This is a genomic window from Sulfitobacter sp. SK011, assembly GCF_003352065.1.
GTDB lineage: Bacteria > Pseudomonadota > Alphaproteobacteria > Rhodobacterales > Rhodobacteraceae > Sulfitobacter.
Map to the genome: position 1 here is coordinate 2,332,496 of NZ_CP025803.1, position 13,853 is coordinate 2,346,348.

The window sequence follows — 13,853 nt, forward strand, 5'->3', positions numbered from 1 at the left end:
TCAGATGGTTGCTTTGACACCCGTTTCGCGCACACCTGTTAACTTCTACCTGCCCGTGGTTGCCGCTTTTGGCGCATTCGCCGGTCTGCTCGTCGGCACCGCGCAAGGCAGCGGTCTTTTGGGGGTGATCATTGGCGCCGCGTTGATGGCGGGGATTGCCTATGTCCTGACCAAACTGATCCCGAGCGAACGCACCGGACGCTGGGGTCTCTTTGTGTTGACGGCCCTTGCCGGTGCCTGGGTCGGCGGCTTGCCCGGCTTTCTCATCGGGGGTGCGTTCGGCTGGTTCTTTGGCTGGCTCAGCTTTTGGCTTTACGAAGGGCGTTACCGCGCCAAGCTCGCGCCTTATCTCACACCCAGTCAGGTGTTATGGCACTACGCGTTCCGCGTGATCTGTGGGATGATCTTTATCTTTTTGATCACACCGATAATCGTCGTGATGCCGCTCAGCTTCAATGCGCAGGATTTCTTTACCTTTACACCAGAGATGTTGCGCTTTGATCCAGAGGGCTATTCCCTCAAGCATTATCGCGATTTCTTTAACAATCAGGACTGGCAGAATGCGGTGCGCAACTCGATCCGCATTGCCCCTGTCGCCACGCTTTTGTCGGTTGGCTTTGGTACCCTCGCTGCAATCGGGTTGAGCCAGCCGCATGTACCGTTCCGCCGCGCGATCATGGCTGTGCTGATCTCACCGATGATTGTGCCACTGATCATTTCAGCTGCGGGCATGTACTTTTTCTACAGCCGTATTGGCCTTCAGGGGACCTATATCGGGGTGGTTCTGGCGCATGCGGCCCTCGGCATTCCGTTCGTAATCATCACCGTGACGGCAACGCTTGTGGGGTTTGACAATTCGCTGACCCGCGCGGCCGCCAATATGGGGGCAAGTCCGGTGCGAACCTTCTTCAAGGTGCAGATGCCGTTAATTTTGCCGGGTGTGATTTCGGGTGGCTTGTTTGCTTTCATCACGTCCTTTGATGAAGTTGTTGTGGTGCTCTTTGTTGGCTCTGCCGGCCAGAAAACCCTGCCATGGCAGATGTTTACCGGCCTGCGCGAACAGATCAGCCCGACCATTCTGGCGGTTGCAACATTGCTGGTCGTAATCTCAATCATGCTGCTGACAACCCTTGAGCTTTTGCGGCGCAGATCAGAACGGTTGCGTGGGATGTCGCCAACATAAGAAAGCAGCGTTGAGGCGGTATTGGCTTCACTGGCCAGCCGCCAAAGGCCTATTACTGTCTCAATCGCGTCACCAGACTGCCCCAATCATGATCTAAACTAAGTGTTCACTTGTAAGAGATAAGAACCAAGATCATGTCGCATCTGCACGATCCATCCAATCCACGCCACGCCCGCATGTTTGAGCTTTTGCGCCAAACCCAACAGGCGACGCGCACCATAAAACGGGTCAAGATCACCGCGGTAAAGAAGTTGGATGCCGATGTTGCGCAACAGATATTAACAAACGCAGTGCATTCCTTGCGGTTGCCCAGACCCAACACGAAATAACATACGCTTGCCTGGCAGCGCCTGCATCAGGGATGCCTTTGGATTAAAACTGGGCCGCACCGGGACAGGAAAACACAAGCTGGCCTAAGAAGAACGTCTTTGGATGTTTTGAATATCCGGAAGGCTGATAATCGGCTTACGCAGCCCCTTTGAACCCGGTCGCCACGACAAATTTTTCAGAACTGTCGGATCGGCTTGCTGGCGGTTTGATATTTGCTACTTTTTCGAACCGTTGTTTGAGCAGTTTTTGCAAGTCACCTTCGGCCCCGCCCGCAAGAACTTTTGCGACAAATGTCCCGCCTTCTTCCAGGACATCAAAGGCGAAATAAGCCGCCGCCTCACAAAGAGCGATGATGCGCAAATGGTCGGTCTGTTTGTGGCCCGAGGCCGAGGCCGCCATGTCGGACATCACCACATCTGCCTTGCCGCCCAGCAGTTCCTTGACCTTGAGATCTGCGTCGTCTTCCATAAAGTCGAGCTGATGCAGCTCACAGCCTGCAATCGGCTCCATCTCCTGCAGATCAATGCCCAGAATTGTGCCAACCGCCTTGCCGCCACGTTCGCCCAGCACGTTGCAACGTTTAACCGCAACCTGACACCAGCCACCGGGCGCGCAGCCCAGATCGACAATCCGCGCTCCGGGCACGAGGAACCGGAATTTATCATCCAGTTCCAATATCTTAAAGGCCGCGCGTCCGCGATAGCCTTCGGCTTTGGCGCGTTTGACATAAGGGTCGTTCAACTGCCGTTGCAACCAGCGCGTCGAGCTAAGCTTGCGCCCGCGCGCCGACTTGACCTTGACCTTGAGGTCCCGCTGTCCGCGCCCCGAAGTGTTCTTGCCATCAGGTGTCTTGGTCATCAGTATTTACCTTCTTCCAATACGCCATCGGCGCTCATCTGCGCATATAGCAGCCCTTCGCGCAGACCGCGATCTGCAACTGACAACCGGTCCGTGGGCCAGCACCGCATCAAGGCCTGCAAAATGGCGACCCCCGACATGATCAGCGCCGAGCGGTCCTGCCCAATGCGCGGATCTGCCCGCCTGCCTCCCGGCCCCATCGCAAGATACGAATGGATCACCTTATCTATTTGTTGACTGCTCATGCGCAAGCCGTCCACCTTGGTCCGGTCATATCGTTTGAGCCCCAGATGGCTGGCCGCCACCGTCGTCACGGTGCCGGAAGTGCCGACAATCTGAAACCGTTCCTGCGGCTGCGCGGATTGATAGGGCGTGAACTCCGTCAAATTTTCTTCAAAAAACCAGCTCATCAAGGCAAACCGCGCCGCATCATCTTCGACATCGGAAAACTGATCCCGCAAGGTCGCCACCCCCAATGGCACAGAAATCCAGTCCACCACTTTGGCCGCGGGAATGTCAGAGAGCGCTTGGGAAAACCCCGAATGCAGCCGCATGATGGATTGGGCGCGATCCGCCTTGGGCACATGTTTGATGTCGATCCAGACAAGTTCGGTAGACCCGCCGCCAATGTCCACCACCAACAGGTTCTCGGTCTTGCGGTTGACCAGCGGCGCGCAGGAAATCACCGCAAGCTGCGCCTCTTCCTCGGGTTTGATGATGTCGAGCCGCAAACCCGTTTCGCGGTGAATGCGCTTCATGAATTCTTCACCGTTCAGCGCCCGACGGCAGGCTTCGGTCGCGACCAACCGCATTCGGCGGACTTTGTTGCGGCGCAGTTTTTGCTGACAAATGCGCAATGCCTGAATGGTACGCGCCATGGATCCGCGCGACAATCGCCCGGTCTTTTCCAGACCCGATCCCAATTGGACGGACTTGGAAAAACTGTCGACAACATGAAAACCGCTGCCCTTGGGCTGCGCGATCAACATGCGGCAACTATTTGTACCCAGATCGAGGGCCGCATAGAGTTCGGACGATCTGGGCGGAACTGGCGCGGGGCTCAGAGCCGGTATCGTGTCCTTTTCGAGCGCCCCCGCACCTTTGGGACGCTGTGGCGCCATGTGTCGCGCCTTTCATATCGAGTTGGGTTCAACGTAATGGTTGGCACGCGCCCGCGCAAGCGTGATCACGGGTCATGCGGAAGGGCCTGACGGATTTCTCATAATCATGGTGAAGAATTCGAGCCAGCACCGCCCTCGCGATTGGTATGCTGACGCGGTACACTCCGTTGCAAGTCGCGGAAGGTCCGTGTTCTGTCGAAAACCGCCATCGTCAACTTGCCCGCTTGGATTACAGAAGGCGCAGGGTCATCCACCCGGAGAGGGAATCATCATGCCACAGGTCATCATCGTCTATTGGCGCGATATTCCTGCACAGGTTATTGTCGGCAAGGGGCGTCGCGGCGCAAAACGTCAGCTGCCCGAGCGTTTTGAGCAGGCAATTGACCGCGCCGCCATGAAAATTGGTGCCGAGGATACCGATGCGTATCTGGCGGAATGGCGCAAGGCAGACCCTGTTGAGGTCGCAGGCGACAGCGATGACGCCGTGGCCGACGCCGAGGCCGCGCGCATTGATGCAGAATTTGACCGAGCCCGGATCAAGGCGCTAATTGACAACGACGGTTGGGCCTGATCGCCCATGTTCAAGGATAACATCATGGCTTTACTGAATTTCCGCCGCAAGGAGGCACCCGCCCCCGTTCTGCCCACCGCAGAGATCGAAGCGTTCTTGCAGGATTACTCCATCGAGGTGATGCCACGCACCGCCGAGAAGGTTGAGGATTTCCGCACGCTGCTGCCAGATGGGACCCGCGTCTATATCGCCCATATCGAAGGCACCCCGATCGAAGACATGGTCGCCACCGCCAAACGCCTGAATGCGGATGGATATCGGGTGATGCCGCATTTTCCCGCGCGCATCATCAAGGACAAAGCGACGCTGGCCGATTGGATCGGCCGCTATCAGGGTGAGGCAGACGTCAAACAGGCGCTGCTGCTGGCCGGTGGCGTGACAAGCCCGCATGGCGATTTCAGCGATTCAATGCAGCTGATGGAAACCGGCCTGTTTGATCAGGCAGGATTTGAGCGTCTGCATGTCGCGGGCCACCCGGAGGGCAACCGAGACATTGACACCGACGGCACCATGACAGGTGTGACTGCCGCGCTGAAATGGAAAAACGAATTCCAGACCCGCACGGATGCCAAGATGGCCATTGCCACGCAATTTGCATTCGAGGCCAAGCCGATCATCGCATGGGCCGACAGCCTGAAAGAGGCTGGCATCACCCTGCCCGTTCACATCGGTATCGCGGGCCCGGCCAAGCTGCAAACGCTGATCAAATTTGCCATTGCCTGCGGGGTTGGGCCATCGCTCAAAGTTCTGCAAAAACGGGCGTTGGATGTCACCAAGCTGCTGTTGCCTTATGAACCCACAGATGTGATCAGTGAACTGGCCCTGCACAAAGCGGCCAACCCTGACTTTAACATCTCTCATGTGCATTTCTTTCCGCTGGGCGGGATCAAGACCAATGCCACATGGGCCATCGAAAACGGTGGCGACGCTGCCCAACCTGCAAACGCCGTCTAAAGGACAAACCAACAATGACCCGCACAATTGTCGAATCCAAAACCAAGACCGCCATCATCGGCTTTGATCAGCCCTTCTGTGTGATCGGCGAACGGATCAACCCCACAGGCCGCAAGATTTTGGCCGAAGAGTTGGAGCGCGGCGATTTCAGCCGTGTCGAGGCAGACGCGATTGCGCAGATGGCTGCGGGCGCAAACATTCTGGACGTGAACTCCGGTGCGGTGTTCTCAAACAAGATGGCAGAAGACCCCCGCTATGCCGACAACAACTTTGTTGAGCCGATGCTGATGCCCGAAATGATCAAGATCGTGCAGTCCGTTGTCGATATCCCGATCTGTATCGACAGCTCAGTGCCGGGTGCGCTTGAAAACGGGCTGAAGGCCTGTGAAGGTCGGCCACTGTTGAACTCAGTCACCGGCGAAGAAGAGCGGCTGGAACTGGTTTTGCCGCTGGTCAAGAAATACAATGTGCCGGTGGTGGCGATTTCCAACGATGACACAGGCATCTCTGAGGACCCGGATGTGCGCTTTGCCGTGGCCAAAAAGATTGTCGAACGGGCCGCTGATTTTGGCATTCCCGCGCATGACATCGTGGTGGATCCGCTGGTGATGCCCATTGGCGCGATGGCGACAGCCGGCCATCAGGTGTTCACGCTGGTGCGCCGCCTGCGCGAAGAACTGGGTGTGAACACGACCTGTGGCGCGTCCAACATCAGCTTTGGCTTGCCCAACCGCCATGGCATCAACAATGCGTTCCTGCCCATGGCAATGGGTGCGGGCATGACGTCTGCGATCATGAACCCTGTTGGCCTGCCGGTGAATGCGGCCAAGATCGCCGAGAAAAAGGCCGAGATTGCCGCAACCGGGATCATTCTGCCCGAAGACATGGACGACGAAGTCTTTGTGCAACTGTTCGGTATGGGTTCCACCTTGCCGCGTGCGGGCAAGGAAATGGAAGCAATCCGCGCTGCCAACTTCTTGTTTGATCGCGACCCGCACGGCGGCGACTGGATCAAGTTCAACAAGGTGGCCCCCAAAGCAGGCCAGGAAGGCCGGGGGCGCGCGGGCCGGGTCGGCGGCAGACGCCGCGGCTAAGACAGAACCTTTCTTTTCAGCAAAAGCCCCTGGTGCCGTCGCGCCGGGGGCTTTTTCCGTTTTATACGCACGACCTTGGTCGACGCGTGGTGGAAAATTCTTGGGAAGTAACGCGTAATTAACGGACCGCCCTTTAGAACAGGCACAGCCGAAGAACCAGCGGAATGCCTGAAATGGACCTGATCACACCCACCCACATGCCAACCTGTGATGGCTGAGACCTTATCGCTGGAAGGCAAGCTTGATCTGTCCGCTGTCCCGCAATTGCATGATGATCTGATGGCATGTGCGGGCAAGGACGTGATCGTCAGCCTCGCCAAGGTGACCCAATTGGGGGCGCTTTGCGCGCAAACGCTGATTGCCGCCGCCAATTCCGCGCGCGCAGGCGGCCATGATTTCACATTGGCCGAACCAAGCGACCGCGTTCTGGGCCAACTCGCCGCAATGGGCATGACCCCGGAAATGATCATGGAAGGGTCCGAATGACACTCAACATACTTGCCGTCGATGACAGCCGCACCATGCGCGACATGATCCGTCTGGCGCTGCTGCCCGCGGGATTTACGGTGCACACAGCTGACGACGGCGTCCATGGTATTGAGGTTCTGGATGGCATAGCGCCGGATGCCATCATAACGGACATCAACATGCCGCGCATGGATGGCTTTGGCTTCATCGTCGCAGTACGCGGACAGGAAAAACATCGCGCCACACCAATCCTTGTCCTGACCACCGAAGCCGCCCCCGATCTGAAACAGCGCGCGCGGCAGGCGGGTGCAACCGGTTGGATCGTCAAGCCCTTCGATCCTGAAAAACTGGTCAAAGCGCTGCACATGGTTGCGGGATAACGGGATCGCTGGATGAACTCGCAGATTGATCCACTCGCTGAAATCCGCGCCTCATTCTTTATCGAGTGTGACGAGCTGATCGAGGCATTGCAGGACGGTCTTCGGACCATTGAGGAAGGCCAGAGCGACAGCGAAACGATCAATGTCGTCTTTAGGGCTGTCCATTCAGTGAAAGGTGGCGCGGGGGCCTTTGGGCTCGACGCATTGGTGCGGTTTGCACATAGTTTTGAAACGGTTCTGGTCGAGGTCCGGTCGGGCCACCTGCAAATTGATCCTAGCACGTTAAAGCTTTTCTATCAGGCAGCAGACCACCTGAGCGATCTGGTCCTTGCCAGTCGTGACAGCACATCTTTCCCCGATGCAGAGACTGCAACTTTGGTGGCCAAACTGGACGACCTGCTGGGTGATGATGTGACAGCTGAACCCTTGAATGGGGACGCAATCGATTTTCAACCGATGCCCCTGTCGCTTGACCTCAGTCTTGGGGATGACGACACGGGCGACCCGGATTCCCTTGGCACTTCTGACGCCATGCCAAAGTCACCAGATCGACATTGCTATGTCGTGACGTTCACCCCTTTTCCAGAACTCTTTGAAACCGGGAACGAGCCATTTGTACTGTTGAGAAACCTGAGCAGTCTGGGCTCTGCAATCGTCACCGCAGATCTCAGCAAGATACCCGACTTGCAATTTCTGGTTCCGGAGCTTCCCACCATAACTTGGACGATCTGGCTCGAAACCAATGCCGATGCGTCAGAAATCACCTCTGTCTTTGAATTTGTGGAAGGCCAATGCAGCCTTCAGATTGAGCTGGGCAGTGACCAGAACTCTGACAATACCGATGCTGAGACAACTCAGAATTCAACCGCTCTAAGCCCGGGGACGGCTGAGAAACCGAACAATGGACGCCCGTCTAACATCCCTGCCCCATCAGAAAGGTCCGGTCCGATCACCGCTCCACCCAAATCAATGGTACGCGTCGATCTTGACCGCATTGAAAGGCTGGTCAATCTGGTGGGCGAATTGGTCATCAACCAAGCCATGCTGAGCCAAAGCCTTGAGCAATCAGGCCTGCCCCCCTATTCGGACGCGATGAGTGGTCTGGAAGAATTTCAGCGCCTGACCAGAGATATTCAGGACAGTGTCATGATGATCCGGGCCCAGCCGGTCAAGTCGTTGTTTCAGCGCATGTCCCGCATCACACGCGAAACCTCAGGTGCCCTGGCGAAAGACGTGCGTCTCTATACCCAAGGTGAAGACACGGAAGTGGACAAGACAGTTATTGAACGGCTGGCTCATCCTTTGACGCATATGATCCGCAATGCGGTCGATCATGGGCTGGAGACAACGCAGGCACGTATCGCCGCCGGCAAGCCCCCACAAGGCGAAATCAGGCTTAGCGCCGCGCACCGTTCCGGCAGGGTGATCATCGAAATTGCCGATGATGGTGCCGGGATCAACCGATCCAAGGTCCTGCAGATCGCAACCGATAAAGGTCTTGTCCCCGCAGACTCACAGCTCAGTGAAACAGAGATCGATAACTTGCTGTTTCTGCCAGGCTTTTCCACGTCAAGCGTCGTGTCAGAGCTGTCAGGTCGCGGCGTTGGCATGGACGTCGTGCGCACCGCCATCCAGGCCCTTGGTGGTCGGATAACCATACAGTCGGTACCTGGAACTGGTACAACTTTTTCCATTTCGCTGCCCCTGACCCTGGCCGTGCTTGAGGGCATGGTTGTTGAGGTCGCGGGCGAAACCCTGGTCCTACCGCTCAATCTGGTCATTGAAACACTGACCGTTACCGAGAACGATGTTGAAATGGTCCGCCCCGGCACCACTGTGGTACGCGTGCGCGGCACCTTGGTACCGCTTTTTGATCTGGGTCTGGAACTTGGCTACCGACCTCCGCTTCCCAGCTTTGATGAGGCGGTCATCCTGCTGGTCGCGCATGAGGACGGCAACCGCGCGGCCCTGATCATCGACAATATCCTCGATCAGCGTCAGGTTGTGATCAAGGGTCTTGATGAGAGCTTTTACCGTGCGCCCGGCGTTGCAGCAGCGACGATACTCGGGGATGGTCAGATTGCACTGATCCTTGACCCTTCGGACATCATTTCCAACGCAGGACAGCACTCCGCACCGCGCCCGCCAATCCTTGACGCAGGAGCCTTGGCATGAGCGACGCATGCACATCAACGACAATTGAGCTGTTGACGTTTCGGCTCGCAGATCAGGAATATTCCCTCGACATCATGTCGGTCCGGGAAATCCGCGGATGGACGCGCGCAACGCCCCTGCCCCACGCGCCGCATTTCATGAAAGGGGTCATCAACTTGCGTGGGACCGTGCTGCCGGTGATGGATTTGGGTGCACGTCTTGGTCTGCCACCATGTGAAAAAACCGACCGGAACGTCATCATCGTTGTCATGCTTAAGGACAAAATGACCGGGCTTATGGTTGATGCGGTGTCTGACATCATTGCACTCACCGCACAAGACCTGCAACGGCCGCCGGACATGAACAGCGGCGGTGTACCCAACGTCGTCAGCGCGTTGACTTTGATAGACGACCGCCTGATCCGGGTCCTTGACCTTGCCAGTGTGATTGCGCCGTCAGAAAGTGCTGCGGCATGACGAAACCGCAGGCGGAACTGGACAAGGTGAGTTTTCGGGCCATTGCCGATTTGGCCTATCGCGAAAGTGGCCTGACGTTGGTTGAAGAAAAGACCACGATGATCCAATCGCGTCTCAGGCGTCGGTTGCTGGCATTAAAATTGTCCGAGTTTTCCGACTATTGTGACTTCGTTTATTCCGAACGCGGCCGAGGCGAACGCAAACAACTCATTTCTGCGTTGACGACCAACGTCTCTCATTTCTTTCGAGAGGATCATCATTTCGACGCGCTTTGCACCCGCGTACGCGCCGCCTTATCGCTGCTGCGCGCCGGGGGCAGGATGCGCATTTGGTCGGCGGGATGTTCCAATGGTCAAGAAGCCGTTTCAGCTGCAATCCGCTTGCTCGAAATCTGCCCTGAAATTGCCGATCACGACCTGCGCATTCTCGCAACCGATATCGATACAGAGGTCGTCAGTTTTGCCAGACGGGGCTGCTATCCCAAGAGGTTCACGACGGGCATTGCGCCGGAAAAACTGACCAAGTTCTTTGACGCAGGCCCTGAAATCGATGGCGAAGAGACCTTTATCACCAAAGCCAGCGTGAAAAGGCTGATCCGCTTCAATGAACTCAATCTGCTGAATTCCTGGCCAATGCAGGGGCGATTTGATGCGATCTTTTGCCGAAATGTTGTCATCTATTTCGATCTCGAAACACAAACCCGATTATGGCCGCGGTTTAGAGAAGCGTTGACGCCGGGCGGCTTGCTGTTCTTGGGCCATTCCGAACGCATCGGTGATCCGGCAGCATTTGGGTTTGAGTGTTCCGGGCCCACCAGCTACCGGCGCATGGCCGGGTAACCGCCTGGCGCAATCAGAAAACCGAAAAGGAACCAAGTTATGGCACTGCGCGATCAAATCAGGATCATGGTGGTGGATGATATGTCAACCAGTCGCGGGTTGATCACGCAAGCTCTGGACGGCTTTGGCGTGCGTAACATTACAACTGCGGAAAATGGCAAACAGGCGTTGCTGGCTCTTGCCAAGCATCCTGTTCACCTGGTGATTTCAGACTACAACATGCCAGAAATGGATGGTCTGCACTTGTTGCAACACTTGCGCGGTGCACCAAAAACAAAGGGTGTTGGGTTTGTCCTGATTACTGGAAACGCAGAGCAAAAGATCGTTGATTACGGCAAGAAATTGGGCATGAACAACTTTCTTAAAAAGCCTTTTCAGCCGGACGCCCTGCGCACCTGCATCGAAGCGGTGGTGGGCAGACTTTGACGCCCTCACTGGTTCAGTCCGCCGACGCCGAGGCGCTTTCTGATGTGATGATCCGGCTGTCTGCTTACCTTGGAACATTGGGGGTTCAGGTCCGTAAACTGGAACATGAAATTGGTGAAGAATTATGCGCAAAGACGCCCCAGCTTGCACAGGTGATTATCCACCTGCAAAGCCTTGATTATCTGCGTCAATCGCTGGAAGACCTCGCCAGGTTGGCGTTGTTGTTGGGGCATACTGAGGGTACTGGCTCGCTCACCTTCCCCATCGCTGCCGAGATCAGCGCCAAGCTCACCCTCAACGACACAAAGGTCTTGGTCTGTTCGCGAAAGATCCCGGCAGGCTCTGAAACCAGTAACGATGGATCTGGTGATCTCGATCTGTTTTAGATTACTCAGGCATATACTTTGGCGTAATCACTGCGTTGTTCATGCGTTACCTAGGTCAAACCAATTGTCGACGACCACCGCATGCCCCCCAAAACCGCAGAATGTCCTCAAAGAAGCTCTATCCCATGCCCCTTGGGTTGCAGGGTCAGCACTTGTGGTTCAACGATAAGGCTTGTTTCCCTGACGGTCTGTTGGCGAACGGCCCCGGACATTCCCCAGAACGAACATACTGGGCCATTGCACCGCGCATCTTGTTGCTTGCCGGCGGTGATCAACATGTGGTTCATGCCGCCAACCCCTGCGATCCAATCCCACAAACAACCCGCCACGCAGGACCCCAGCACCGTCGAGATGGTTGCATCGGGACCAACCGTTATGGCGTATTCACCTTAGGTTATGAAAACCACATACTGATCATCTGACCAAACGGTGCGGCCGTCGGCCATGCTTTTCAACTGCTGCGTTGATCGCTTGACCAATATGTTCAAGCGGCAGTTGATGATCAACGGCACCGAATTCCCAGGCCGCTCTGGGCATCCCGAAAACCACGCTTGTTTCTTCATTCTGGCCGATGGTCTGCGCCCCTGAGCGATGCAGTTGCAGCAACCCTTCGGCCCCGTCCCGGCCCAAGCCGGTCAAAATCACGCCAATCACATCATGACCAAACGGTGTCGCCGAGGAAAAAAGCGCGTCCACTGACGGGCAATGTGCGACCCGTTCGTTATTGGGTCTAAGGTACGTGACCCATCTGCCATTTCGGCGATTGATCTCAGTGTGAAAACCCTGTTCGGGGGCCAAGACTATCTGCCCTGCACCAAGACACCCACCGTCAGTTGCCAGTCCGACATCCTGATCAAGCTTCCGGTTGAGCAGTTTTGAAAAACTGATCAAAAACGTCGCCGGCATATGCTGAACGATCACAACCGGCGGGCCATCAGGGCTCAAATCCCGCAAGACGACCTCAAGCGCTCTGACACCACCGGTTGAGGCACCGATCAGAATAATGGGCTGCGGCCCGCCATCAGGCGGCTGCAAGGTGGGGGCGGCGAAAGAGTGAGCTTTCCCTGACGGTCTGACACTGCTGCATGCGGCGGAAAAAACCCGCCGCGCCATATCCCGACTGGTTTTGGCATCTGTGCCACCTGTCGGTTTCAAAATGCAGTCAACCGCGCCGTTCATCAGGGCAGTGATTGTGGCTTCTGAACCGAATTTGGTTGCTGCTGACACCATGACAACGGGCAAGGGATGAAGCCGCATGAGACGTGACAAAAACTCAAGCCCACTCATGCCCGGCATGTGAATGTCCAGAGTGATCACGTCAGGTTTTGTTTCTTTGATGATCTGGCGGGCTTGATTGGCATTTTCCGCTTCACCCACCACGTTGAGCCGTGGATCCCGATCCAGAACGGCCCGCAGCCAGGCGCGCATGGCGCGTGAATCGTCGACAATTACAACTCGTTTCATCATGAAAAACGGTGACTTTCCAATTCCCAGACGGCACGTGCCTAAAGGTGTGTAAATCCACGTGGCGTCCCCGACCTTTATGGCTGCAAGTTGTGAAGGGGTCCTTAATCGGAAAGGTCTGGTGACCGTGCTGCCCTACGAAAACGCTGCGACAATCCACCGGCACATCGATCTCACGACCATCAAAGCTTGCCTTGCTGCGCGGCAAAGGTTTCGATCAGTTTTGTTTAATCAGGCTCAAGGTATTTGAGCCAGACGACAGGGTTAACCCGGCCATGCACAAGAACAGTGCCCCCAACCCTCATGCAGTTATGACACGGGTGCCCCAAGCGTCGCATCTTGCGGACAATTCACCGGGTAACTTGGCATCCGTAAAAATAACCGCAACATCAGCAAGGGAGCAGATGGTCAGCGGTGCCTTACGCTCGAATTTTAGGTGATCCGCAACAACCATCACCTTGCGTGATCGTTGAATCGCCGTGTTGCTGACAATCACTTCCTGCCCGTCAAAATCAAGCAGGTCACCATCCACATCAATGGCCGAACAGCCAAGGACCGAGTAGTCGAATTTGAATTGCTTGACCATGTCCACCGTCAGCCCGCCGACAATGCCCCCATCAGCGCGCCGCAGAACACCGCCCGCCAGAATGATTTCACAGCTGTGATTGGCGGCCAGAATGTTTGCGATGTTGAGGTTGTTGGTCACAACTAGAAGGTTCTCGTGGTCCAGGAGCTCGCGCGCGACGGCTTCCGTGGTTGTCCCGATGTTCATAAAGACCGACGCACCGTGCGGTATCGCCTGCGCGCATTTCACACCAATCGCCTTCTTGCCGGCCTCATTAAGCCGGCGGCGTTCTTCATAGAGGATATTGACCACACCCGACGGGACAACGGCACCGCCATGGACACGCTCAAGCCGACCGCTATCCGCCAAATCGGACAAATCGCGCCGGATCGTCTGGACAGTGACATCGTATAGCCCGGCCAGACCATCGACCGTGACTTTACCTTCCTTGCGCGCAAGTTCGAGTATCTCTTTCTGTCTAAAATTCGAGACCATCACTTTCCCTTTGCCGCACCCAAACCCAAACCGCGCACCTGCGGGGCATTTATGTGCCTAAACAATCAGCAGTCCGGACGCAGCGTCAA

Annotated in this window: 17 protein-coding genes; 12 read left to right on the forward strand and 5 right to left on the reverse strand. The window is 56.2% G+C overall.

Annotation, left to right across the window (positions count from 1 at the left end; genetic code table 11):
* The first annotated feature begins 4 nt into the window (after positions 1–4).
* Both C1J02_RS11485 and C1J02_RS11490 read left to right on the forward strand, forming a co-directional pair.
* On the forward strand, positions 5–1,183 hold the full coding sequence (locus C1J02_RS11485) for an ABC transporter permease (protein WP_114878703.1): 1,179 nt from the start codon (positions 5–7) through the stop codon (positions 1,181–1,183).
* Between the two features lie 134 nt (positions 1,184–1,317).
* Positions 1,318–1,512 (forward strand): hypothetical protein, encoded by a 195-nt coding sequence (locus C1J02_RS11490; RefSeq protein ID WP_114878704.1) that lies wholly within the window; start codon positions 1,318–1,320, stop codon positions 1,510–1,512.
* 136 nt (positions 1,513–1,648) lie between these two features.
* Here C1J02_RS11490 and C1J02_RS11495 read toward each other — a convergent pair whose 3' ends face one another.
* Together C1J02_RS11495 and C1J02_RS11500 are read right to left on the reverse strand one after the other, a co-directional pair.
* Entirely contained in the window at positions 1,649–2,371 is a 723-nt protein-coding gene (locus C1J02_RS11495; RefSeq protein ID WP_114878705.1) for an RlmE family RNA methyltransferase, read from the reverse strand.
* Complete coding sequence (locus C1J02_RS11500; protein WP_114878706.1) at positions 2,371–3,492, reverse strand: Ppx/GppA phosphatase family protein; 1,122 nt, start codon at positions 3,490–3,492, stop codon at positions 2,371–2,373. The genes C1J02_RS11495 and C1J02_RS11500 overlap by 1 nt, the downstream gene beginning before the upstream one ends.
* Positions 3,493–3,763: 271 nt before the next feature.
* Between C1J02_RS11500 and C1J02_RS11505 the strand changes: the two genes are divergently transcribed.
* From C1J02_RS11505 to C1J02_RS11550, 10 genes are all read left to right on the forward strand, one after another.
* Positions 3,764–4,063, forward strand: a complete 300-nt coding sequence (locus tag C1J02_RS11505; RefSeq protein ID WP_114878707.1) for a virulence factor — start codon at positions 3,764–3,766, stop codon at positions 4,061–4,063.
* A gap of 24 nt (positions 4,064–4,087) precedes the next feature.
* Entirely contained in the window at positions 4,088–5,017 is a 930-nt protein-coding gene (locus tag C1J02_RS11510) for a methylenetetrahydrofolate reductase (protein WP_114880528.1), read from the forward strand.
* Positions 5,018–5,031: 14 nt separating this feature from the next.
* Complete coding sequence (locus C1J02_RS11515) at positions 5,032–6,111, forward strand: methyltetrahydrofolate cobalamin methyltransferase (protein ID WP_114878708.1); 1,080 nt, start codon at positions 5,032–5,034, stop codon at positions 6,109–6,111.
* Between the two features lie 210 nt (positions 6,112–6,321).
* Positions 6,322–6,597: an STAS domain-containing protein gene (locus C1J02_RS11520; RefSeq protein ID WP_114878709.1), complete on the forward strand. Its 276-nt coding sequence runs from the start codon at positions 6,322–6,324 to the stop codon at positions 6,595–6,597.
* Entirely contained in the window at positions 6,594–6,959 is a 366-nt protein-coding gene (locus tag C1J02_RS11525) for a response regulator (RefSeq protein ID WP_114878710.1), read from the forward strand. Before C1J02_RS11520 ends, C1J02_RS11525 begins: the two co-directional genes overlap by 4 nt.
* A gap of 12 nt (positions 6,960–6,971) precedes the next feature.
* On the forward strand, positions 6,972–9,134 hold the full coding sequence (locus C1J02_RS11530) for a chemotaxis protein CheA (RefSeq protein WP_114878711.1): 2,163 nt from the start codon (positions 6,972–6,974) through the stop codon (positions 9,132–9,134).
* Positions 9,131–9,589, forward strand: coding sequence for a chemotaxis protein CheW (locus C1J02_RS11535; protein WP_114878712.1), 459 nt, complete (start codon positions 9,131–9,133; stop codon positions 9,587–9,589). Before C1J02_RS11530 ends, C1J02_RS11535 begins: the two co-directional genes overlap by 4 nt.
* Complete coding sequence (locus C1J02_RS11540) at positions 9,586–10,428, forward strand: protein-glutamate O-methyltransferase CheR (RefSeq protein WP_114878713.1); 843 nt, start codon at positions 9,586–9,588, stop codon at positions 10,426–10,428. Before C1J02_RS11535 ends, C1J02_RS11540 begins: the two co-directional genes overlap by 4 nt.
* A gap of 39 nt (positions 10,429–10,467) precedes the next feature.
* Positions 10,468–10,854 carry a response regulator gene (locus C1J02_RS11545; RefSeq protein ID WP_114878714.1) on the forward strand — a complete coding sequence of 129 codons (387 nt, stop codon included), beginning with the start codon at positions 10,468–10,470 and terminating at the stop codon, positions 10,852–10,854.
* Positions 10,851–11,240, forward strand: coding sequence for a hypothetical protein (locus tag C1J02_RS11550; RefSeq protein ID WP_114878715.1), 390 nt, complete (start codon positions 10,851–10,853; stop codon positions 11,238–11,240). Before C1J02_RS11545 ends, C1J02_RS11550 begins: the two co-directional genes overlap by 4 nt.
* 107 nt (positions 11,241–11,347) lie before the next feature.
* On the opposite strand, the gene C1J02_RS20905 is transcribed toward C1J02_RS11550, so the two are convergent.
* The 3 genes from C1J02_RS20905 to C1J02_RS11565 all read right to left on the reverse strand — a co-directional run bounded on the left by C1J02_RS20905 (position 11,348) and on the right by C1J02_RS11565 (position 13,764).
* On the reverse strand, positions 11,348–11,527 hold the full coding sequence (locus C1J02_RS20905; protein WP_162798308.1) for a hypothetical protein: 180 nt from the start codon (positions 11,525–11,527) through the stop codon (positions 11,348–11,350).
* A gap of 127 nt (positions 11,528–11,654) precedes the next feature.
* On the reverse strand, positions 11,655–12,707 hold the full coding sequence (gene cheB, locus C1J02_RS11560) for a chemotaxis-specific protein-glutamate methyltransferase CheB (protein WP_114878717.1): 1,053 nt from the start codon (positions 12,705–12,707) through the stop codon (positions 11,655–11,657).
* A 298-nt stretch (positions 12,708–13,005) separates the two neighbouring features.
* Positions 13,006–13,764 carry a DeoR/GlpR family DNA-binding transcription regulator gene (locus C1J02_RS11565; protein ID WP_114878718.1) on the reverse strand — a complete coding sequence of 253 codons (759 nt, stop codon included), beginning with the start codon at positions 13,762–13,764 and terminating at the stop codon, positions 13,006–13,008.
* Positions 13,765–13,853: the final 89 nt, after the last annotated feature.